At 36.2% G+C, this 22,499-nt stretch carries 21 protein-coding genes; all 21 read right to left on the bottom strand.

Features of this window, described 5'->3' with window-relative positions; translation table 11 throughout:
* Positions 1–95: 95 nt before the first annotated feature.
* Entirely contained in the window at positions 96–1,349 is a 1,254-nt protein-coding gene (locus BK579_RS12980) for a tetratricopeptide repeat protein (RefSeq protein ID WP_078546095.1), read from the bottom strand.
* A gap of 15 nt (positions 1,350–1,364) precedes the next feature.
* The gene (locus BK579_RS12975) at positions 1,365–2,276 is read right to left on the bottom strand and encodes a hypothetical protein (RefSeq protein ID WP_078546094.1); all 912 of its coding nucleotides are present in this window, start codon (positions 2,274–2,276) and stop codon (positions 1,365–1,367) included.
* Positions 2,277–2,454: 178 nt separating this feature from the next.
* Positions 2,455–3,750 (bottom strand): 3-phosphoshikimate 1-carboxyvinyltransferase, encoded by a 1,296-nt coding sequence (gene aroA / locus BK579_RS12970; RefSeq protein WP_078546093.1) that lies wholly within the window; start codon positions 3,748–3,750, stop codon positions 2,455–2,457.
* Between the two features lie 245 nt (positions 3,751–3,995).
* A complete protein-coding gene (locus tag BK579_RS12965; RefSeq protein WP_078546092.1) occupies positions 3,996–5,099 on the bottom strand; it encodes a prephenate dehydrogenase in 1,104 nt (367 codons plus the stop codon).
* A gap of 120 nt (positions 5,100–5,219) precedes the next feature.
* Positions 5,220–6,320 (bottom strand): histidinol-phosphate transaminase, encoded by a 1,101-nt coding sequence (gene hisC / locus BK579_RS12960; protein WP_078546091.1) that lies wholly within the window; start codon positions 6,318–6,320, stop codon positions 5,220–5,222.
* 9 nt (positions 6,321–6,329) lie between these two features.
* Entirely contained in the window at positions 6,330–7,148 is an 819-nt protein-coding gene (gene trpA, locus BK579_RS12955) for a tryptophan synthase subunit alpha (protein WP_078546090.1), read from the bottom strand.
* Positions 7,145–8,341, bottom strand: a complete 1,197-nt coding sequence (trpB, locus tag BK579_RS12950) for a tryptophan synthase subunit beta (RefSeq protein ID WP_078546089.1) — start codon at positions 8,339–8,341, stop codon at positions 7,145–7,147. The genes trpA and trpB overlap by 4 nt, the downstream gene beginning before the upstream one ends.
* Complete coding sequence (locus BK579_RS12945) at positions 8,338–8,979, bottom strand: phosphoribosylanthranilate isomerase (protein WP_078546088.1); 642 nt, start codon at positions 8,977–8,979, stop codon at positions 8,338–8,340. Before BK579_RS12945 ends, trpB begins: the two co-directional genes overlap by 4 nt.
* Entirely contained in the window at positions 8,976–9,734 is a 759-nt protein-coding gene (gene trpC / locus BK579_RS12940) for an indole-3-glycerol phosphate synthase TrpC (protein WP_078546087.1), read from the bottom strand. Before trpC ends, BK579_RS12945 begins: the two co-directional genes overlap by 4 nt.
* Positions 9,724–10,746: an anthranilate phosphoribosyltransferase gene (gene trpD / locus BK579_RS12935; protein ID WP_078546086.1), complete on the bottom strand. Its 1,023-nt coding sequence runs from the start codon at positions 10,744–10,746 to the stop codon at positions 9,724–9,726. Before trpD ends, trpC begins: the two co-directional genes overlap by 11 nt.
* On the bottom strand, positions 10,739–12,259 hold the full coding sequence (gene trpE, locus BK579_RS12930) for an anthranilate synthase component I (protein ID WP_078546085.1): 1,521 nt from the start codon (positions 12,257–12,259) through the stop codon (positions 10,739–10,741). Before trpE ends, trpD begins: the two co-directional genes overlap by 8 nt.
* Before the next feature lie 406 nt (positions 12,260–12,665).
* Positions 12,666–13,031: a chorismate mutase gene (gene aroH, locus BK579_RS12925; protein ID WP_078546084.1), complete on the bottom strand. Its 366-nt coding sequence runs from the start codon at positions 13,029–13,031 to the stop codon at positions 12,666–12,668.
* Positions 13,024–14,106: a 3-dehydroquinate synthase gene (gene aroB, locus BK579_RS12920; RefSeq protein ID WP_078546083.1), complete on the bottom strand. Its 1,083-nt coding sequence runs from the start codon at positions 14,104–14,106 to the stop codon at positions 13,024–13,026. The genes aroH and aroB overlap by 8 nt, the downstream gene beginning before the upstream one ends.
* Complete coding sequence (aroC, locus tag BK579_RS12915; protein ID WP_078546081.1) at positions 14,107–15,279, bottom strand: chorismate synthase; 1,173 nt, start codon at positions 15,277–15,279, stop codon at positions 14,107–14,109.
* 1,672 nt (positions 15,280–16,951) lie between these two features.
* Positions 16,952–17,725, bottom strand: a complete 774-nt coding sequence (locus BK579_RS12905) for a CheR family methyltransferase (protein WP_078546077.1) — start codon at positions 17,723–17,725, stop codon at positions 16,952–16,954.
* A 131-nt stretch (positions 17,726–17,856) separates the two neighbouring features.
* Entirely contained in the window at positions 17,857–18,303 is a 447-nt protein-coding gene (ndk, locus tag BK579_RS12900) for a nucleoside-diphosphate kinase (protein ID WP_078546075.1), read from the bottom strand.
* A gap of 104 nt (positions 18,304–18,407) precedes the next feature.
* Entirely contained in the window at positions 18,408–19,370 is a 963-nt protein-coding gene (gene hepT, locus BK579_RS12895; RefSeq protein ID WP_078546073.1) for a heptaprenyl diphosphate synthase component II, read from the bottom strand.
* Between the two features lie 55 nt (positions 19,371–19,425).
* A complete protein-coding gene (menG, locus tag BK579_RS12890) occupies positions 19,426–20,130 on the bottom strand; it encodes a demethylmenaquinone methyltransferase (RefSeq protein ID WP_078546071.1) in 705 nt (234 codons plus the stop codon).
* A 126-nt stretch (positions 20,131–20,256) separates the two neighbouring features.
* Positions 20,257–21,075 carry a heptaprenyl diphosphate synthase component 1 gene (locus BK579_RS12885; protein ID WP_078546069.1) on the bottom strand — a complete coding sequence of 273 codons (819 nt, stop codon included), beginning with the start codon at positions 21,073–21,075 and terminating at the stop codon, positions 20,257–20,259.
* A 425-nt stretch (positions 21,076–21,500) separates the two neighbouring features.
* Entirely contained in the window at positions 21,501–21,734 is a 234-nt protein-coding gene (gene mtrB / locus BK579_RS12880) for a trp RNA-binding attenuation protein MtrB (RefSeq protein WP_078546067.1), read from the bottom strand.
* A 329-nt stretch (positions 21,735–22,063) separates the two neighbouring features.
* The gene (locus BK579_RS12875) at positions 22,064–22,336 is read right to left on the bottom strand and encodes an HU family DNA-binding protein (protein WP_078546065.1); all 273 of its coding nucleotides are present in this window, start codon (positions 22,334–22,336) and stop codon (positions 22,064–22,066) included.
* Positions 22,337–22,499: the final 163 nt, after the last annotated feature.

Raw genomic sequence — 22,499 nt, 5'->3', positions numbered from 1 at the left:
TCCCTCCTCTGCAAATGTGTAATAAGTTTTTGTAAGCACTTTATTTATTCGACAAACCCACTTTGAACTCCTGCAAACCCCTAGAAAATTTACTACTACTCCAAGCCTAAAATCAGCTCTTCTATTTCAAGATTATCTGGTTCAATTAGCAATAGTGATTTAAAAATATCAACTGCTTCTGCCCGTTTTCCATCTTCTAAAAGAAAGTAACCATATTCCTCTAAAAAGTCTCTGTCATCCTTAAAAGAAGTATATGCAAGACGATAATGGTTTAATGCATGAGAATATTCTTCAAGTTGATTTTTTGCATAGGCCAAGTCCCATTCGAACTGTGGATCATTTTCGCCATAGCTCATAACCTCCTGAAGGCACTCAACAATATCTTCATATCTTTGTTCATGTCTCAAAAAGCTTGTCAAAGTAGTTGTAGCCTCAATGTATCCTGGGTCAATCGCAATTGCCTGTCTAAGATGATTTTCTACCGAACTTATATCCCCGAGCTTCATCGCTAATTTTCCGGCTAGAAAATATAATTCTTTATTAAGATTATCAATCTTTAAGCCTTCTTGTGCAGCTTCATAGCTTTCTGAAATCATTTCCTCTTGTTCATACGCTTTCGCTAAATGTAAGTATAGGGAACTATATTCTGGATCTAATTCTTTAAGCCTTATGAATACCTCAATCGCAGTAATATGATATCCTGCTTGTAAAGAAGTAAATCCGTAGTTAAATAGTGTATTGATTTCCTCAGTTTTTTCTATTGCTTTTTCAAAATACGGCAGAGACTCCTCAAATTCACCAACAGTACTTAATGCTTCAGCTAATCTTGAATATAGGTTAACACCTGCAATGTTTTCATTACCTGCAATGATTGACTTATAGTAAGGAATACACTTTTTATACTCAGCTTGGCTCAAATAAAGTTCAGCAAGAGCAAAGTCAATTATATCTTCATTGGGCATCTGTCTTTTAGCAGTCAAGAGTTTTTGCTCACTCACCTCATGCAAACCTTGGATCTGATACAAATCAGCTTGTAAAAGAAGAGCCTCTACATATGCTGGGTCATTTTTCGAGATATCTTCTAAAAAACCAATCGCTTCTTCTTCATTGTCTAAATCAATTAGAATTTCAGCCATTAAGACTAGCAGTTCACCTTCATCTGGATACATAAATAAAAGTTCTTCCACAAGATCTTTGGCTTCATTTACTAATCCCCATTTAAAAAAGGTTATTGCAATTTCATATTTCTCATCATCTGAACATTGGCTTTTCATTTCATTAATATATTTTAGGCCTTTTTCAGCTTCTCCATTTTCAACTAATTGAATTGCTTCTTCTAATTTAAACATCTTAGCGTGCTCCTTCTATTTACTCGACACAAAGTATCCTGGCAATTTCACCTTACACTCTTTTCCAAATCCTGGTGAGAAAAATGTCTGATGATCAACCTTCAGAAATTTCCCTTTATGCATGGTTATGATTGGTCTAAAAGTTTGAAAATCAAATGAAGGCTTTTGTTCCAAAGAATAGCTTAAATCGTCTATATTATACAAATTGTAATCCATTGCACCTCTAATCCGAATATCACCTTTATCAGGATAAACCCCCATCTTCTTAAGAAGATCCAATGATAACGGCACACCTTCCTCTGGACATGCATTAATTGAGGCAATACCGTGTTCCGCCATAATTTCATCCCACAGTCCGATGTGGTTATTAGCGTTAAAAAAAGATTTCTCTTTGATATTCCACTTCGGGATTAACGGGAAAAAATAAGGATAGAATGCTTCTTTGATCCATCCCCAAGGAACTTGTTGTAAATCGCTCACATCGTCAATCTCAACAATCACTATAGGGATTTTCACACGCTTACATGCTCTTATAAATGAAGGTGTAAGTAATTTCAAGGGGATTTTAATACCGATATAAAAATCAATGGGACTATTTATCAAGGTGTTTTTTTTTCTATTAATTTTATCAAAAAGCTCATACTCTTTTTTAACATCACAAATGGAGATTAAAGTAGTACAACCTTTATCTACATAGTCTTTTTGAAGAACTGCTTTAAACTCCTTAAATGGGGTTGTCTCTGTAAAGGTATAATTCATCATGACATGACCAGGTGTTAATAAATAGTTTGAAAGATTCATTTTCATAAACGTAAAACGTTTATTACTACTACTAATATAGTCAATATTCGTACCTTTTACAACAATAGAGCATTTTTCTATTTTATTTTCTTTAAGGACGTTCGCCTGTTCTATAAGATAAGTCATATGCCTTCCTCCATTCTTGCTATATGGCTTGTGCAATATACTTTTAAAGAATTGGTATCTTAAGACAAGCTATGCAAAAAATTTGAGTTGTATGATGATTATTTCATTAATGGGTAACGAAACAACAAAAAAGACTAACCACATGATATTCATGAGTTAGTCTTAGCACTGCTTGTTTCTATAGACTTAGTTCTTTAAGGTGTTCAAAGAAGGTCGGGTAAGATACTGCAATAGCATCTGGATCATCAAGAGTGAGATCTCCGTCGGCTATTAATGAAGCAACCGCAAGCATCATTCCAATTCTATGATCTCCATAACTACTAACTTGTCCACCTGATAAAGGTGTAGCAGATCCAGTTATGACCATTCCATCATCTGTTGATTGAATATTAACACCCAGCTTTGATAGTTCATTTACGACAGTATCAATTCGGTTCGTTTCCTTTACTTTTAACTCACTCGCATCTTTAATGACGGTTTGACCAGATGCTTGTGACGCTAATAATGCAATGACAGGGATTTCATCAATTAATCTTGGAATAATTTCACCACTTATTTCTATCCCTTTTAAATCGGAAGTGGAAATGGTTAAGTCAGCCACTGGCTCAAAGTTAACAGTCCGTTCGTTTTCCACTATAAGGTCGGCTCCCATCCCTGTAAGAATATCGATGATCCCTGTCCTTGTTGGATTCATACCTACATCTTTTAATGTTATTGAACTGTTTGGTGTAATTGCGCCAGCAACTAGGAAAAATGCAGCGGAAGAGATATCTCCAGGAACAACAATTTTAGTAGCCGACAAAGTTTGGCCACCTTTAATAGAAACTCTTAAACCAGATTCTTCAACTTCACATCCGAATGCACGTAACATTCTTTCTGTATGGTCCCTTGATTTAGCTGGCTCTGTTACAGAGGTAGTACCATTAGCATTTAGTCCTGCAAGAAGAACTGCAGACTTCACCTGTGCACTTGCTACAGGTGATACATAATCTATAGCCTGTAACTTAGTTCCTCTTACTGCCAGTGGTGTAAATCCACCTTCTTTTCTACCATCAATTTCGGCTCCCATCATTCTTAGTGGTGCAGTTACTCGATTCATTGGTCGTTTAGCAATAGAGTCATCACCAATGATGCATGAGTGGAATGAACTGCCTGCTAATATTCCTAACATTAACCTGGTTGTTGTTCCTGAGTTACCAACATCAAGAATTTTTGAAGGTTCAACTAACCCATCCATTCCTTTTCCCTGAACAACAACAACATCATCAGTAACCGTGATATCAACGCCCATCTTTCTAAAACAATCGATTGTACTCAAACAATCCTCACCTGTTAAGAAATTTTTAATTTCTGTTGTTCCGTTGGCAAGACTGCCAAACATCACTCCGCGGTGGGAAATAGATTTATCACCTGGAATAACAATACTACCAGATAAACCTTTTACCTTTTGAGGTAACTTTGTGCTTTTTGTCATTTAAAACACCTCACAGATTTAATATTTAATGGAAAAAATATAATTGATATTTATGTAGTCAGATCACCTAAAAACAACCTACTGCCGAATTCCATGGCTTTTCCTCAGTTCATGAACCGTCCTCTTATCTCTTTGTACTCCTACGGGTCACACGCGGCCGCACACCCCTCAGAATGGAGTGAACTTCCGCTCATTACAGATGAGATCAAACATTCATGGTACAGTTTGATAGATACCTTGGACATCTACCCATAGAACGTCTCATAGTTTGTGTTTGACTCAATACATTCTCTTGCCTTCTCACGATCTTCTTCATTTTGAAAACTTAATCTCAATACTCCATAAATTTCTTCTCTTGTTTCGATTATTCGTATATTTGTGATGCTAATTCTTTCTTCTGCAAGATATCCTGTTATCTCTGAGATGATACCAGGGTAATCTGGAACATCAACAAATAAATCATAAAATGATGGTATCGCACCTTTTGTTCTCGTGGGAAGCTCGTCGCGAAAATCTTTTGCACTTGAAAAATATTCAAATATGCGATCGCCGCAATCAGCATCAATAAAGCTTCTAACCTTTTCCATTTCTGAAATCCATCCATCAAACAAGTCTAATAAAGGTTCCTTGTTATGGAGAAGAATATCTCGCCACATCACTGGATTACTTGAAGCAATTCTTGTGATATCTCTGAATCCTCCAGCAGCTAACCTACTCACTAAATCATGCTCATTACTGTAGTTTTTTGCTTGATGAACCAGCCCTGCTGCAATAATATGCGGAAAATGACTAATGACCCCTGCAATTCGATCATGTTCCCCCGGTGATAGTATAATAAAATTTGCTTTTGTTCCATTTAATAAATAACGAAGCTGTGCAATCTCCTTCTGAGACTGCTTGTCGTGAGGTGTTAAGATATAAAATGCATTTTCGAACAAATGTGCCTTCGCAGCCGTTACCCCGCTTTTATGAGAACCTGCCATAGGATGTCCACCAATAAATGATATCCCCTTTTCACGAAGTTGGTCAGCTTTGATGACAATTTTTTCTTTTGTGCTTCCAACATCTGTTACTATAGCCGAATCTTTTAAGTTTAATTTGGCAAGTTCATCAATAATAAGCTCTGTTTGTTTTACAGGAACTGCAATAAAGATAAAGTCACAAAGAGATATAATTTCGCTTAAGTCTACTGCAATCTCATCAATTACATGTAAAGTTTTCGCAAGTTTTCGTTGATCGTCTTGGATATCATACCCATAAATATAACAATTGGGATGTTCCTTCTTAATCGCTAATGCTATTGATCCTCCTATTAATCCTAATCCAATAATAAGGACATTTCCTTTCAACTCGTCCACCCCAATACACTAACATCTGGTAAAAACTCTTTTAACTGTTTAAATATTCAGAATCTAAAGAAAAAACGAGAATAGAAGAGCTTATTTCTCTCCCACCCTCGCCTTCTAAGGTTAAATACTTACATTTTTCGTTTCTAACATTTCAGTTAAAAGGCTAATAATTTCTTGATTTTGTTCCTTAGTACCTACCGTAATTCTAACGCAAGTCGGGAAACCTAATGCATTTCCAGATCTAACAATGAATCCTCTCTGTAATAAGTATTGAAAAACAGTGTCACCCTGTTGATTAAAATCAATTAAAATAAAATTCCCTTGAGATTTATAATAAGACAACTGGTGTTCTTCACAGAACGTATAAAATTGCTGTAACCCTTTATTATTTTTCTCAACACACTCTTTAATAAACTGTTGATCATCAAGAGCTGCTGTTGCCGCAAATTGAGCAAGTCTTGTCGTATTGAAAGGTTCTCTGGCTGGTTCAATCTTGTTGATTAAAGCACTTGGTCCAATTCCATATCCAATACGTAATGAAGCAAGACCATATGCCTTTGAAAAAGTTCTTAGAATCATAACATTGTCATAATCTTTCAGTAAGTTAATGGTTTCAGGAAAATCACTCGCATCAACATACTCATAATAAGCCTCATCAATGACAATTAGGACATGCTTTGGTACCTTACTTACAAATGAAAATAAACTTTCTTCATTTACGTATGTACCGGTAGGATTATTAGGGCTACAAATCCAAACTATTTGTGTATTCTCATCCACTGCTTCTAACATACCTGTTAAGTTATGGTTTCCGTCAATAAGCTCTATTTCTCGAACTTCCGCTCCCTCAATCACAGCATTATGCTTATATTGTGGGAAAGATGGTGCTGGCATTACTGTATTTTTTCCAGGTGCTAGTAATGCTCTACAAATTATTTGGATGACTTCATCAGAACCATTACCAAAAATCAACTGCGAACCTTCTACGTTTAAATGGGTAGCTAGTTTTTGCCTTAATTCTGTTGAATATCCATCAGGATATAAAGCAAGTGAATCAAGATTGGCTGTGATTGCTTCCTTAACCTTTTCTGAACATCCAAATGGATTCTCGTTTGATGCTAGTTTTGTGATTTTTTCTAAACCAAATTCTCTTTTTACTTCTTCAATTGGTTTTCCTGGTTGATATGGTTTCAAGTCTAATAATTGAGCTTTAATTTCCATTCCTTTATCTTACACCTCACAAGGTTTAATTGGCGATATAATAGATTCTACGTATTCCTTGAATTCCTTTAATGAAGCTTCTCGTGTTGACGGATCGACCAGGGATCCATTTAACTCTTCAATTTTCTTTACAAGAGCACTTCCTATCACTATGCCATCACAATGATCTTGTAAGAGCTTTACATGTGAAGAATTGGAGATTCCAAATCCAACAGCAACTGGAATTTTACTATATTGTTTCACTTCACTTAAGAAACCAAGGACGTCTTCATTTAATGAATCACGAACTCCAGTTACTCCTAAAGAAGATACACAATATAGAAAGCCTTGAGCACTAGAAGCAATTTTTTCAATACGTTTTGAAGAGGTAGGAGCCACTAATGAGATAAACTTTACATTTTCAGACTCACATCGCTCACGCAAATTCTCACTTTCTTCATAAGGTAAGTCCGGTATCAATAGTCCATCAATGCCATTTTTATTCGCTAACGTAAAAAAGCGATTCTCTCCTAATTGTAGCACAGGATTGTAATAGGTAAAGACTACAACAGGAATTTTTAGACCTTTTTTTCTCATTGTTCCGACTAATTCCATAGCCTTTTCTAGTGTCATGTTATTTTTCAAAGCTCTTAAAGAAGCACTTTGTATCGTTGGTCCATCTGCTAAAGGATCTGAATATGGAATTCCTAGCTCAATAATAGCTGCACCTGCTTCTTGCAATGTAAGTGCTAATTCAATAGTTACATCAGGATGTGGATCACCGGCTACAATAAAAGGAATAAATAATTTATCTACGTCCGGTAATCGATCGTTAAATGTTAAGCTCATGCCTCAACTCCCCCTTCTAAGACCTCCATAATAGAATGCACATCTTTATCTCCTCGTCCGGATAAACAAACCAATAAGGTCTCATCTGGTTTCATTTCAGCAGCTTTTTCAAAGGCCTTAGCAAGGGCATGGGCAGATTCTATTGCAGGTATAATCCCTTCCTCACGGGTTAAAAGCTGAAGAGCATCAAGAGCTTCGGCATCAGTAACACTTTCATACTTTACCCTACCTGTATCTGCTAAATACGCATGTTCTGGCCCAACCCCAGGGTAATCAAGACCTGCGGAAATGGAATATGGCTCAGTTATTTGTCCATATTCATCTTGTAATAAGTACGTAAGTGAGCCATGAATAATTCCTTTTGTTCCTTTAGTAATTGTTGCTGCATGGAGATCTGTGTTAACCCCTTTTCCAGCAGCTTCTACTCCAATCATCTCAACTGAATCTTCAAGAAATGGGTAAAACATTCCGATTGAGTTACTTCCACCACCTACGCATGCCACAATCTTCGTCGGTAGCTTTCCCTCTCTTTCTAAAAACTGTTCCCTAGCTTCATCACCAATCACTCGCTGAAAATCACGAACCATCTTAGGATATGGATGTGGTCCAACAACAGAACCGATAATATAAAAATGGTCTGTACAGTTTGAAACCCAGTAACGAATAGCCTCATTTGTTGCATCTTTTAATGTTTTATTCCCACTGGATACAGGAATGACCTCTGCACCGAGGAGTTGCATTCTAAATACATTTAGTTTCTGGCGTGCAATATCTTCTTCCCCCATGAACACCTTACATTCCATTCCAAATCTTGCTGCAACTGTTGCAGATGCCACACCGTGCTGACCTGCACCTGTTTCAGCAATGATTTTTTTCTTGCCCATTCTTTTTGCCAGTAATGCTTGACCAATTGCATTATTAATTTTGTGTGCACCTGTATGGTTAAGATCTTCACGTTTTAGATAAATTTTCGCTCCACCTAATCTTTGAGTTACATTTTTTGCATATGTTAACGCAGTTGGTCTTCCTGAATACTCTCTTAAATTATCGAAATATTCATTGCGAAAATCAGGGTCCTCTAAAGCTTCTTTTAATGCTAATTCGATCTCCTCTAATGGTTGCATAAGGGTTTCAGGAACAAACTTACCACCAAACTCACCAAATCTCCCATTAATATCTGGTACTTTTATCATTTCTGCTTCACCTGCTCTTCTATTATAGTAATGATTTCTTTATTTTTTACATTTTCTAATTCAATGCCACTAGAAACATCGATCCCGTCTATGTCGTAAGATAATAACTGCCGAATATTGTCTTTGTTAATCCCACCAGCTATGAAGCACGGGACTTGCTGACGTCTAGCTTCGTTAACATATTGAGGAATAAAGCTCCAATCAAAGGCAATGCCACTTCCTCCCCATTGCTTCCCTACTTTGCTGTCAATCACATATCCGTCAGCTATCCCATCAAATTCTTTCATTAAGTTAATAGCATCTTCTTTATGGTGAATGACCTTCCATACCTTTTTATTAAATGCAACCTTAAGTTCAACTACTTCTTGCACTGATTCCGAACCATGACATTGGATGATTGATAAGGGCACAAAAGATAAAACATTAGCTATTTCCTCTATCGTTCCATTAACAAAGACTCCTACTAGTGTCTTAGATGCAACATTCACATCTTTTAACCATGCTTCCAAATCGCTAGGGCTAATTTTCCGTTTACCATTCGCAAAAATAAATCCGAGATAATTTGCATTGCTCTCCGATGTAATTTTTAAATCATCTAGCGATTTGTTACCACAATATTTTATTCCAATAGAATTCATATTTTTTCTCCATATAATTTGGAAATACCTTCACTCGGGTATTGGAAACGCATGAAAGCTTCTCCAATTAATACAGCATCTGCCCCATATTCACGAACAAGGTTTATATCTTCTGGTGAGTGAATACCACTTTCACTAACAAGCAGACTTTCCTTTGGTATGAGTCTTACTAATTCTTCTGTTTGTGAAAGGCTAGTTTCAAAAGTTTTGAGATTACGGTTATTAACACCCAGTATTTTAGGAGTGAAAATGCCTAATATCCCCTCAAGAGTCTCAAGTGAATGAACTTCAACTAGACACTCAAGACCTTTTTCATAGGCTTCTTGATAATATTCATGTAACTGTATTGGCTCAAGCACTTCACCAATCAACAATATGGCATCAGCACCTATCCTATAGCTTTGCTCTATTTGTTTAGCATCTATGATAAAATCTTTTCTTAAGATGGGTACTTCAACCTGGTCCTTCACATCGATTAAATATTGTATGGCTCCTTTGAAAAACTCTTCATCAGTTAATACAGAAATTGCATCAACTCTAGCCTTTTTATACTCAAGAGCAATTTCGATTGGGTCGAATTCTTTTCTAATGAGCCCCTTTGATGGAGATGCTTTCTTTATTTCTGCAATAAGTGCAGGCCTTCTGTTTGAATCGGTAAGGGCTTGGTACAACGATCTTCTTGTTACCATATTCACTTCAGGTAAAATAAGAGATTCAACCTCATACCTCTTTTGTTCAATGATTTTAGTAAGCATATCCTTCAACCTTTCGTGTCTGAAGCTTTATATAATGATCTTTTACAGTACCATCTTTTATAGCAGTTCTAGCTATATTTACACCTTCTTCAATGTTCGCTACTTTGCCAGAAACATATAATGCAGTTGCTGAATTTAAGAGGACAATGTTTAAGGCACTTTCGTTTGCTGTATTCATAAAAATTTGATGAATAATGGAAGCACTTTCTTCAACTGAACTTGCTATAATATCCTCTTTGCGTCCTCTTGAAAGACCTACATTTTCAGGTTTTATTACATATCTAGTAATTTCACCATTCTTTAATTCGACAACATCAGTTTCAGCTGTGATTGTACATTCATCAAGTCCATCTCTCCCTGTTACAAGTAGCACATGCTCAGAACCAAGATTCTTTAAAGTGTAGGCCATCTTTTCGGCATACTCAGTTGAATATACTCCAATTACTTGTTTCTTACAGCGAGCAGGATTAGATAATGGCCCTAATAGATTAAAAACAGTTCGAAACCCGATTTCTTTTCGTGGTATCACCGCATGCTTCATCGCAGAATGATAGATTGGTGCAAACAGAAAGCTCATTCCTTTTTCATTTAAAGCTGAAATCGCCTGTGCTTGGTCAGCTTGTGTCTCGATTCCTAGTTTCTCAAGAACGTCAGCACTCCCACTCTTTGAAGAAACAGCACGATTCCCATGTTTTGCAACTTTTACCCCCAAAGATGATACCACAATAGCTGATGCTGTTGAGATATTAAACGTTGACGACCCATCTCCGCCTGTACCACATGTGTCAATAATATCGTCATCATACTCAAGAGGTGTCATATGTGCTCTCATTGCTCTCGCAAACCCTGTCATTTCCTCAACAGTTTCTCCACGAAGACGTAAAATCGATAATAAACTTGCGATTTGGCTTTCGCTAGCATTTCCGATCATGATTTCATTCATCATTTCATAAGCTTGCTGTTCTGTTAATACTTTTCCTTCAACACATTGTTTTAAGAGTTCTTTAAACATAAAGATCCTCCTCTTCACTAAATGTTTTTGTTGCAATTTCTATTGTCTTTATCAAAGCACTTGCCTTATTTCTTGTTTCTTTCCATTCTAATTCAGGGATAGAATCTGCAACCACACCTGCACCTGCCTGTACGTATGCTACTCCATCTTTTAAGATAATGGTTCTAATCGTAATACAAGAATCAATATTGCCATCAAACCCGATATAAGCCACTGTTCCAGCATAAAGATTCCGTGATGTAGGCTCTAATTCATTTAAAATTTGCATAGCTCTGATTTTTGGTGCTCCTGAAACAGTACCAGCAGGGAAAGCTGCAATTAACGCATCAATTGGATCCACTTTTTCATCCAGCTCACCTGTTACCTTAGAAATCAGATGCATAACATGAGAAAATCGACCTAACTCCATTAATACAGGTGTTTTAACACTTCCATATTTTGCGACTCTACCAATATCATTTCTTGCAAGGTCAACAAGCATATAATGCTCTGCTTGCTCTTTCTCATCATTCTTTAACTCAACTTCAAGTTCGAGGTCCTCTTCCTTTGTTCTTCCACGTCTTCTCGTACCAGCAATCGGATGGATCTCAAGATGACTGTTGTCAATCTTAATTAATCTCTCAGGTGAACTACCGATTATTTCTAAATCGTCTATCTTTATATAAAATAAATATGGTGATGGATTTACTGTTCTTAAAACCCGGTATAACTGAAACCCCTTTACATTAACCGGGACTTCAAACCGTTGTGATAAGACAGCTTGAAAAACATCTCCTGCCGCAATATATTCTTTAATTTTTTTAACATCTTCTATAAATTTCTCTTTTTTATAATTCGACTTTACTTTGTCAAAAGAAACATCATAAGTGTTCTCATTTTCTAACATTAACTCTGGCTCAGTATTCGGCTGCATGATTTTTGATATATACATATTGATTTTTGAATATGCATGCTCTAGTATCGCTTTTTTACTTTTTTCATTCTCATTACCGTTTAACCTAACTTGATGGATAAAGATAACTTCCCGTTCATGATGGTCATATGCAATAATTGTTTCACAAAAGAAAAATTGCTGTGACTTAACATTTATGTCCTTATTTGGATTTTCCTCCACCTTTTCAAAGGTTGAAATCGAGTCATATCCTAAATAACCAACTGCACCACCACTAAAAGGGATATCCATATCTACTTTTTTAATCGCTAACGTTTGCTCTACCCAAGAAAATGCTTCCTTTAACGTAGTGCGTCTTGCTAGTTGTTGTTGATTTTCATTTTTCACTGTATAGATCCCGTTATTCTCATGGATAAACAGGAAAGGTTTTAATCCGATAAAGGAATATCTCGACCATGAAGATTCTTCATCCTTACTTTCTAGTAAAAAAGAGGCTTCCTGTTCAACATTTTGAAAAATTTGAATAGGGGTCAACGTGTCTACAATAAATCTTTTAATAACTGGAATGGTTTTATAATTGATAGAATCTGATAAAAATGAGGTAATATCGGTGTTTTTCATGTAATCACTCCTCCATATTAGCTATGGGGAATGAGGATTTAGGAGGTGTTTATACAAATGCAATTATTCTTTATAAGCCTATACTAAAAGATAAATCAAAATTAAACATTGAGCTATCCTAAAAAAAGCTTTATAAAGACTTTGCAACTTATATAATAAAAACCCAAAGACAAACACTTGTCTTTGGGTAGGAGTTGTTTTTTTATTCTAAACTCGCCTCAGCTAAACTCACTCATTCTCTACAAAGTATAATACAATATCAATACTCTTAATATTTGCACCTATACTTTGACTACCCTAAGCTCTACTCTTAATTTAAACTCTTCTAAACTCTAAACTTACTCTTAACTACTTGTATGGTATTATATTTCCACTAAATTTGTCAATAATAATCAGAAACTTATAATTATTTTATATTTAGATCTGGGCGTAATACTGTAGCATTCTTTAAATAAATGTGTTCAATTTGGTCTTGATCTGTATCTGTATTAACTGTCATCATCACACGAATACACTTCTCAAGCGAACCTGGAACAGGTATTTCTTGCATACACATTACTGGAACATATGACCAATCCTCAAATTTCCGAAGGGCAGCTGCCGGAAATACAGCATCGATATCTTTTGTTACAGATATCAAAACTTGTGCAACATTAGAAGCACTAATTTTGTTATCGTATATCATTTTTTCTAGTAGTTCATATGTAGCTGTAATCATCTCTTCAGCATTATTGTCACTAACTGTTGTAGCTCCTCTTATTCCCCTAACCATGACAAGCCTCCTCTAGCAACAATCTTATTAATGATTCTTCAACCTCAACCACTTCAACAGAGCCTATTTCTCGCATCAAAACCATTCGAATTTTATCTTCTACAGATTTTTTATCTCGCTTCATTCGTTCAATTAATAAATCTGGATTTAGCTCTTTCAATACGTTAGTTGGATAACCATAGCTTTCAAACCAAGTGATAAAAGATGATTGAAAAAGATCAACATTATAATGTCTTTCACTCAAACGAATTGCAAATAGCATCCCAACTGCCACAGCATCACCATGAGAAATCTTACCATATCCTAATTCCGCCTCAATTGCATGACCTAAAGTGTGACCGAAATTTAAGATGGCACGAATACCAGTTTCAAACTCATCTTCCGCAACTACTTCAGCTTTCACTTTAATTCCTTGCAAAATAACATGCTCTAACTTCTTTTCCTGCAAATCCGACATAGATAAGATATTTTTTTGGAGCCAATGATATAAATCCACATCCTTAATAAGAGCATGCTTTATAACCTCAGCAAAACCAGATCGCATTTCCGCTTCAGGTAGTGTTTTTAACAAAGATACATCATAAACAACCGCTTCAGGTTGATAGAAGACACCAATCATATTTTTACCAAGTTCGTGGTTGATAGCAACCTTACCACCAACTGCACTGTCATGCGCTAAAAGAGTGGTTGGAATTTGCACAAAAGGAATACCTCTCATATATGTAGCAGCTACAAATCCTGCTAAATCTCCTACAACACCTCCGCCTAGCGCAATCACAAATGACGATCGGTCCAATTTCTCTTTTAATGCATGTGTATGACATTGATAGAAGTAGTCAAATGATTTTGCTTTTTCTCCGCTTGGTATAATAAAGGATGTTAACTTATAGACAGGTTCCAAAATTTCAAGTACAGACTGCAAATGATAATTACTGATGGTATCATCAGTAATTATCATTATTTTAGAAATTTTACCCTTCATTTTCTTTAATAAACTAGGAAGTTCAGTAAGAATATTAGATCCAATTAGTAAGGGATATTGCTTTGAATTGGTCTTAATTTGAAGTTCTTCCATTTAGAATCCCCTCGCATGCTCACGACTGTCATTCAAATTTTTCAATAGTAAATCCATTCGGTCCTGCCCAAACTGCTCAACGATTGCCGATGCAATCTCCCAAGCAATTACCGCTTCTGCAACTACACTTGCAGCAGGAACAGCACAGCTATCTGATCTTTCGATACTAGCTGCAAATACTTCCTTTGTCTCTATATCTACACTATTTAAAGGTTTATATAATGTTGGAATAGGCTTCATAACCCCTCTTACTACGATTGGCATTCCAGTAGTCATACCACCTTCTAATCCACCTAAATTATTAGTCCTTCTTGTATATCCATTTTCCTCATCCCAAATAATCTCATCATGAACCTTACTACCTGGTATTTCTGCAGCTTTAAACCCAATCCCAAATTCTACTCCCTTAAATGCATTAATACTCATGACAGCTGCAGCAAGTTTAGCATCAAGTTTTCGATCATAATGGACATAACTTCCGACACCAGCAGGCATACCTTCTACGATTACTTCCACAATCCCACCAATAGAATCTCCGTTTTTCTTCGCCTCATCAATTGCATCCATCATTTGTTGCTCCACTTTTTTATCGAAAGTACGAACAGGCGAAGCCTCGGTTACTTCTTGTAGTTCTGTTAATTCTTTGTAAGGAATCTGCTTAGCCTTGATCCCACCTATTTCAATTACATGACCTGCTACTTTAATCCCTAATTCTGCTAATAACTTTTTTGCAACAGCTCCAGCAGCAACTCGGACCGTTGTTTCTCGAGCGGATGATCTCTCTAATACATTTCGCATGTCTCTATGACCATATTTTATCGCACCATTCAGATCAGCATGACCTGGACGCGGGCGTGAGATTTTCCGTTTCACTTCGTCTTCTGTACCATCTTCTAATGGCTCAGCACCCATAATTTTCGTCCAATGAGTCCAGTCTCTATTTTCGACAACAAGTGCAATTGGCGAGCCTAATGATTTACCATGTCTTACACCGCTTAAAATTTGGACTTGGTCTTTTTCTATTTGCATTCTTCTTCCACGACCATGTCCTTTCTGGCGACGTGCAAGCTCTATATCTATATCATCATGTGTTATACTAAGTCCAGCCGGTACTCCTTCTAGTATCGTTGTTAATTGTGGACCATGTGATTCTCCTGCGGTTAAGTACCTCATTTTATATCCCCCTTCATGACTTTAAAGCAATTATGTATCAATATATCACACAAATGTGTATACGAGTAGAATATTTTTGAAAAAACTGATAAATTCTTCCGAAATTAATCAATTATTCTTTCACATTCTATTTTATTTTGCTATTTATTTTATATTAATAATCTCTTAATTGAAATCCTATTGAAACTGAATATAGAGGAAAGAAAATTAGTACTTCATAAACCTAGGGGTATTTTTCCTTATGAAAACGACCATTTGTACATGGAGAATGAAAATGTTTACTCTTCAGTGTAGAATGAGCGGAGAGCCACTCGACTCCGGCGAGATATGCGGTCAGCGTGAGACTCCGCAGGAGCCAAAAGTGACGAGGCGGCTCACGAACCGCCCCGTGGAAAGCGATTGGTACACAGCGAATGCAACTCACTTACCTTGGTTATTTTCAGGGGAGACATCCATGCTAAATGAGTATTTAGCACCATGGTGAATGAAAATGTTTCCTCCTCAGTGTGGAATGAGCGGAGATCCACCTGACTCCTGCGGGATCTAGCGGTCTCGTGAGACCCCGCAGGAGCTCAGGGAAGCGACGAGGAGGCTCACGGACCACCCCGCGGAAAGCAAGTGGATCGCAGCTCATGGAACTCCACAACCAAAGTTATTTTCAGGGTAGACACCCGTGCAAATTTAATATTCGCACTATGGAGAATGAAAATGTTTTGTTCACTCAGTGTGGAGGGGAGAGCAACTAGACAACTACTGATCTTTCGGTCTCGAATATCATTCATTCCCTTTCATAGGCTCTGGGCATGAGAAAGGGAATCAAACAATGCTTTTCATTCCCTTTGTTGGGCTTTGGGCATGAGAAAGGGAATCAAACAATGCTTTTCATTCCCTTTGTTGGGCTTTGGGCATGAGAAAGGGAATCAAACAACTCTTTTCATTCCCTTTGTTGGGCTTCGGGCATGAGAAAGGGAATCAAACAACTCTTTTCATTCCCTTTGTTGGGCTTTGGTCATGAGAAAGGGGATGAAACAACGCTTTTCATTCCCTTTGTTGGGCTCTGGGCATGAGAAAGGGAATCAAACAACTCTTTTCATTCCCTTTGTTGCGCTTTGGGCATGAGAAATGGAATCAAACAACTCCGTTCACTCCCTTTCTTAGACTTTGGGCATTAGTAAGGGAATGGAACTCGCCAACCTAGGTATTTTCAGGGGAGACATCCATGCTAAATGAGTATTTAGCACCATGGTGAATGAAAATGTTTCCTCCTCAGTGTGGAATGAGCGGAGATCCACCTGACTCCTGCGGGATCTAGCGGTCTCGTGAGACCCCGCAGTAGCTCAGGGAAGCGACGAGGAGGCTCACGGACCACCCCGCGGAGAGCAAGTGGATCGCAGCTCATGGAACTCCTCTAACTAAGATATTTTCAGGGTAGACTTCTATGCTAATTAAAATTAGCACCATGGAGGATGAAAAATTATACTTAGCTTAGTGTCTAGCTTCAGGCGCTATCGGCTCTGGGTCATAAGTCAATCCATCTAGAAGGTTAAAGAACAACCTTCTAGCCGGCTTGTCTTATGCCTGTCGCCGATGAACGAGCGCCTTCCGCTTTTCTTTTGGGTAGACTTATAAAAAGTGAAATAAAAAAACTCACCTAGATGATGAGCTTAAAAAGTTATTTTTTTCTATAGATGAAAGTGTCCTCAGTTTCAAGTCCATATAAACTCGGAGTAAAGATTTGTTCCGTACTGCCAACAAATAAAATTCCATCCTGCTTTAAGGAATTACTAAACTTATGATAAAGCTGATTTTTCGCCTCGTCTGTAAAGTAAATAAGGACGTTTCTACAAACAATTAAATCAAATTTACTTTCAAATGCATCTGCTAATAAATTATGTTTTTTAAAGGTAACAGTCCTTTTTAGGTCATCACTTATCCTGTAGAGTTGATCATCTATAGAGAAAAATTTCCTTTTCATCGAATCTGGAACCTCTTTTAAGGAGCGTTCTGGATACAGACCAAGTTTCGCACGAGCAATTGCATTCTCATCGATGTCAGTCGCAAGCACCGAGACTTTGTTCATTGGCATAAACTTAGAAAGGATCATAGAAAGCGTATAAGGTTCTTCTCCCGTAGAACAGGCCGCACTCCAGACCTTGATTGTACTATTACGCTTTAATAGATTGGGGATAATCTTTTCCTCAATAACTTCCCACCTTTTTCCGTTTCGATAGAATTCTGAAACATTGATTGTCATTCTATCTAAAAACTCAAGTAATAGTTTTTGATCACTATTTATTCCAGCGTAAAATTCCTTAAAATTCGTAAAACCTCTTTTTTCATATAATGAAGAAAGCCTTCTTTTCATCTGAGCTTCTTTATAGAGAGATAAATCTATACCAGTTTTACTTTTCACCTTTTTTATAAATTCGATATAATCTTCTTCCATGATTTGCTCCTGATCTCAATTGTTCTTTTTTAAAGCATTCTCAGAAAAGAATGCAGATTTAGTAAAACAAAGTGCCTGATACATTTACTTCATACCACGGCACTTTTTCATTTAAATATCGATTTTTTAATTTAATAAATCCATTCGTTTAGTAGTTTCGAATACTCTTGTTGTTCTTCTGCCGTGAAAAATAGCTGAATTTCACGAACAGCACTTTCTGGAGAATCAGAACCATGAATAATATTTTTTCCTACTGTTAGTCCAAAATCTCCTCGAATTGTACCTGGATCTGCATCCTTTGGATTTGTTACTCCCATCATTTTCCTTGAAGTTGCAATAACATTTTCCCCTTGCCAAATCATTGCAAAAACAGGGCCTGATGTAATAAAGCCCACCAAGTCTTTAAAAAATGGTCTTTCGCTATGCTCACCATAGTGTTCTTTTGCAAGATCAACCGAGATAGTCATAAGCTTACCACCCACCATTTGAAAGCCCTTTCTTTCAAATCTAGAAATAATCTCCCCAATCAGTTGTCTCTGTACCCCATCTGGTTTTACCATTAAAAAAGTCTTTTCCATCATTCTCCACCCCATAAAAGTTATGTATGAATCCGACTGGCAAAAATTGACCAACCAACCAAAATATTACCATTAATTAATTAAGTTGGTCAACTACTGTATAATCAAAATTTCCTCTTACCTATGTATTTAGCAATAGCATTCAAAGTGCTTGTTGATTTGTTTTTTGGAAGTTCTTCTAAAATAGAATATGCTTTTCTGAGGTATAAATCACTTAATTCTAATGACTGATTGATTGCATTCGAAGAATTGATTGCTGAAATAATAGGCTGAATTTCTTTTACAGAGGTTGTACTTGTGACACTAATTATTTTTGCACGTAATTCTTTGTCTTGCATTGCAAGTAAAACAGGTAATGTTATATTCCCTTGTAATAAATCGCTTCCTGCTGGTTTACCCAATTCTTCCTCTGTAGCGGTAAAGTCAAGAATATCATCTGTAATCTGAAATGCCATACCAACATAATATCCAAATAAAAATAGCTTTCTTTGGATCTCCTCGGATACGTCTGTCGCAATCGCACCTAGTTGGCAGCTAACTGCTATCAACAAAGCTGTTTTTCTTTTAATTCTCCTTAAATAATTTCGGAGATTTTGATTATAGTTATATTTATCCTTGATTTGCTCAATTTCACCAATACATAATTCAACCATCGTATGTGACAAAATTTTATGGGCTTTTGGATCTTGCATTTGGGTCATTAATTCTAGAGCTCGAGCAAACAGATAGTCACCTGTATACATGGCAATCCTGTTATCATACTTTGCTTTAATCGTAGGTTTTCCCCGACGAAGCTCAGCATCGTCAATGACATCATCATGAACTAAAGAGGCCATGTGAATTAGCTCAAGAGCGACTGCTACGTTCTTAATCGTATGAATATCATAGTCACCATATTTCCCTGCTAATAAGACGAATACGGGGCGAAGCCTTTTTCCACCCGCTTGAAGCAAATCAACTCCTGCTTGCCTAAGTATCGGATGATCAGCTTGAACAGTCGCTTCAAGCTCTTTTTCGATAACACTTATATCTGAATTTAAAAAAGAATACATCATTTTTAGTTTCATGTACTTTTCACCTTAACTAACTTTAAGAAGGATCTTTAACTTCATATCTCTTCTATTATTTCTTGTAACCTAAGTGCATAGCTGCTACTCCACCTGTATAGGGCTTGACCTCAACATCCTTAAGCCCAGCTTCTCTGAAGAGATCTGCTAGTTCATTCATTCCCGGAAAGTCTCTAGCTGATTCTTGAAGCCATGAATATTCCTTGTAGCTTTTAGCAAAAATTTTCCCAAAAAGAGGCATTATAAATTTAAAATAGAAATAATAAACTTGTCTAAATCCGAATAATGTTGGCTGTGATGTTTCTAAGCATACAACTTTTCCACCCGGCTTTACGACTCGATGCATTTCTTTAAGTACCTGTTTATAATCAGGTACATTTCTTAGCCCAAATCCAATTGTTACAAAATCAAAGGAATTATCCTCAAAAGGAAGTTCCATTGCATTTCCATGAACAAGGGTAACATTTTTCAAATTTAAATCTTTGACCTTCTTTTCACCTATCTTCAGCATATTTTTACTGAAGTCAAGGCCACACACCTTACCACTTGAACCAACAGCGTCCGCAAGCGCAATTGTCCAATCAGCTGTACCACAGCAAACATCCAAGGCAGCCTGTCCTTTTTGGACATTCATCCTTTTCATCGTATCCTTCCGCCATGCTTTATGCTGTTGAAAACTAATGACTGAATTCATTTTATCATAATTCTTGTAGATGCTTTCAAACACATGATGTACACGTTCCTCTTTTGATTGTCCCATTTCTTACCCTTCCTCTACAACCCATATTCAATGAACTCTACTAATGATTATTTATTACGTTGGCTAAAAACACCTTGATTTAATATCCTTAACAGCAACATGGAAACTACTCTATTGATGAATAAATTACCCTTTGTATTTAAAAGTTGTGTACTGTTCTGTTTTAGTATCAACTAAGTCCTGAACTCTTTCCTGTAGCACTTTATTTATTGACGGTTCTTGTGTCAAAAAATTAACTAAATACTCTTTTAAATTCGAAATCTGCAAATCAAGAGATAGTAACACACCATCATTGCTTTTTGACACCGTATGATTAGCTTCAGGTCGAACGTTAATAATATTTTTCACAAGATTAACGACAATTGATTGGTTACCTTGATAATAAGCTTCTCGTTCATTTACTAACCGCTTTAATAGAAGAAACTTTGAAATAAACGTATCCCATTTTGATAAATGAAAGTACTTGGTTACCTTTTTGAGAAGTGTAGCTTCTATCAACTCTATACAATTCAGTATTGCGTCAATTTTTTTCAAGTCACCTTGGTAGAGTTTTATTTTTTGTTCATTTACTTCCTTTGTACCCTCTGCCAAAGATCGAACAAGTCCAATCTCACCTATTCTGGCTAAAAAAGAATAATATAAACCACTAAAATAATCACCAGCTAATACTGTTAACTGATTTTCAAGTAGTTCATTTGATTGATTAACTGATCTTGTTTTAACCTGATCATGTGTATCAAGGGCTAGTTGGATAAGCATCGTTGCTAAAGCATATTGTTCAATTTCGCTCTCGCCAATTTCTATTTCTTCAAATATTGTATATAACAAAAGAAGCTTGTCTTCATCTATTACAGGAGAATTTAAATGTTTTGTTAAATATGTATGGTTAAGCTCCTCTATAATAAGCTTCTTAAAATTGGTTATTTTCGAAATGATGTCCTGCATTAAATCACCCTTGTTCCCCTGTTTATATCTATCTTATGTAGTAATTAACTTAAAAACAAAATATATTATAACACATATATTTCTTTTTTGCTTTTTCTAAAGCTAAACCGTTTTCACCCTATAGCTTAAAGCTGTTTTGAGTATTAAAGTAGTATTTTGTTTTGATCAATAGACTTTTCCATATTAAGCAAACTCTTTTTCTTGAAAGTAGGTTACATATTCATTAAACAGTTTCAAATAACTGATATACAATTACACGAAAGTATTTTATAAAAATAGCTTATAAAGAAAAATTAGTAATAAGGCGAACAGGGATTGTAAAACAGTAAAAAATAAAGCAGGATATCCTGCTTATGAAACACGTGTTTAGCTAAAAAAGAGTTTTAGCGATATTCCACCTTTACTGTTCGATTCCTGTTAGCTTCTTACTTCCTTCCATCTGCCTCAATTTCACCATGGCTAGTTTGAATAACTGCTTTACCACGAATTTTAATAGCAGATGTGTGTTCGGTAAACTGGGCAATCATTACTTCACCTTTATCTAACTTTTCAGAATGGTGAAATCTCGTATCAGTACCTCTTGTTAAGCCAATTACATTTACTCCATCTTCAATTGCTTTAATTACAATAAAATCATTACTATTTACATTTGAACTCATTAGTTTCTCCCCTTATATTAAGAAGACTTAATATTAATCTTACATAACTATCTCTTAAAAAGCCACATCTGTCAAACTAATATGATTCATGTTTTGAATTAATCAAATGTTTCTCATTCATTCATGAGAAGAGCTAAATAGGATACATGAACAATGACTTTCATGAACGAAATAACCCGGATTGTATTCTTAAATTTTAACGGTCAACATGTCCCATGAAAACCTTCTTATAGTAAATGAATTTTAGCATATTAGGTAGATGAAAAGCAAAAAAAGAGGAACCGTTAAGAAAAACGGTTCCTCTTTTTTTACTTTTAGGTGATTATGTATTATTTCACAGCATCTTTCAACGCTTTTCCTGGTTTAAATGCAGGAACTTTACTAGCTGCAATTTCAATTTCTTCACCAGTTTGGGGATTACGCCCCTTACGAGCAGCACGTTCGCGAACCTCAAAGTTACCGAAACCTATTAATTGTACTTTATCACCATTTTTAAGAGTTTCTAAAATAGAGTCAAATACAGCATCAACAGCTTTAGTTACATCCTTCTTAGAAAGTTCAGTACTTTCAGCTACGGCATTAATTAATTCTGTCTTGTTCATGCCATTCACCTCCTCCCAAATCTAAAAATTACTTATGCAACGGTACGTGCAATTCATTAATCTTTCTACACATTTTAAGTGACTTATATACATCGAAATCATTAATAAATGCTGACATGCCTTATAATAAACGATAATTAGACATAATTCAATAATTTTCGAG

Origin of the sequence: Litchfieldia alkalitelluris (assembly GCF_002019645.1) — a bacterium.
Taxonomy (GTDB): Bacteria; Bacillota; Bacilli; order Bacillales; family Bacillaceae_L; genus Litchfieldia; species Litchfieldia alkalitelluris.
Note: the sequence above shows the minus strand (reverse complement) of the source record. Positions and strands in the feature narration are given on the sequence as shown.

Bases quoted from the DNA above. Each gene is read 5' to 3' on its own strand.
- BK579_RS12980 (WP_078546095.1), bottom strand. From the start codon at position 1,349: ATGTTTAAATTAGAAGAAGCAATTCAATTAGTTGAAAATGGAGAAGCT.
- BK579_RS12975 (WP_078546094.1), bottom strand. From the start codon at position 2,276: ATGACTTATCTTATAGAACAGGCGAACGTCCTTAAAGAAAATAAAATA.
- aroA (WP_078546093.1), bottom strand. From the start codon at position 3,750: ATGACAAAAAGCACAAAGTTACCTCAAAAGGTAAAAGGTTTATCTGGT.
- hisC (WP_078546091.1), bottom strand. From the start codon at position 6,320: ATGGAAATTAAAGCTCAATTATTAGACTTGAAACCATATCAACCAGGA.
- trpA (WP_078546090.1), bottom strand. From the start codon at position 7,148: ATGAGCTTAACATTTAACGATCGATTACCGGACGTAGATAAATTATTT.
- trpB (WP_078546089.1), bottom strand. From the start codon at position 8,341: ATGATAAAAGTACCAGATATTAATGGGAGATTTGGTGAGTTTGGTGGT.
- BK579_RS12945 (WP_078546088.1), bottom strand. From the start codon at position 8,979: ATGAATTCTATTGGAATAAAATATTGTGGTAACAAATCGCTAGATGAT.
- trpC (WP_078546087.1), bottom strand. From the start codon at position 9,734: ATGCTTACTAAAATCATTGAACAAAAGAGGTATGAGGTTGAATCTCTT.
- trpD (WP_078546086.1), bottom strand. From the start codon at position 10,746: ATGTTTAAAGAACTCTTAAAACAATGTGTTGAAGGAAAAGTATTAACA.
- trpE (WP_078546085.1), bottom strand. From the start codon at position 12,259: ATGAAAAACACCGATATTACCTCATTTTTATCAGATTCTATCAATTAT.
- aroH (WP_078546084.1), bottom strand. From the start codon at position 13,031: ATGGTTAGGGGAATAAGAGGAGCTACAACAGTTAGTGACAATAATGCT.
- aroB (WP_078546083.1), bottom strand. From the start codon at position 14,106: ATGGAAGAACTTCAAATTAAGACCAATTCAAAGCAATATCCCTTACTA.
- aroC (WP_078546081.1), bottom strand. From the start codon at position 15,279: ATGAGGTACTTAACCGCAGGAGAATCACATGGTCCACAATTAACAACG.
- BK579_RS12905 (WP_078546077.1), bottom strand. From the start codon at position 17,725: ATGGAAGAAGATTATATCGAATTTATAAAAAAGGTGAAAAGTAAAACT.
- ndk (WP_078546075.1), bottom strand. From the start codon at position 18,303: ATGGAAAAGACTTTTTTAATGGTAAAACCAGATGGGGTACAGAGACAA.
- hepT (WP_078546073.1), bottom strand. From the start codon at position 19,370: ATGAAACTAAAAATGATGTATTCTTTTTTAAATTCAGATATAAGTGTT.
- menG (WP_078546071.1), bottom strand. From the start codon at position 20,130: ATGGGACAATCAAAAGAGGAACGTGTACATCATGTGTTTGAAAGCATC.
- BK579_RS12885 (WP_078546069.1), bottom strand. From the start codon at position 21,075: ATGCAGGACATCATTTCGAAAATAACCAATTTTAAGAAGCTTATTATA.
- mtrB (WP_078546067.1), bottom strand. From the start codon at position 21,734: ATGAGTTCAAATGTAAATAGTAATGATTTTATTGTAATTAAAGCAATT.
- BK579_RS12875 (WP_078546065.1), bottom strand. From the start codon at position 22,336: ATGAACAAGACAGAATTAATTAATGCCGTAGCTGAAAGTACTGAACTT.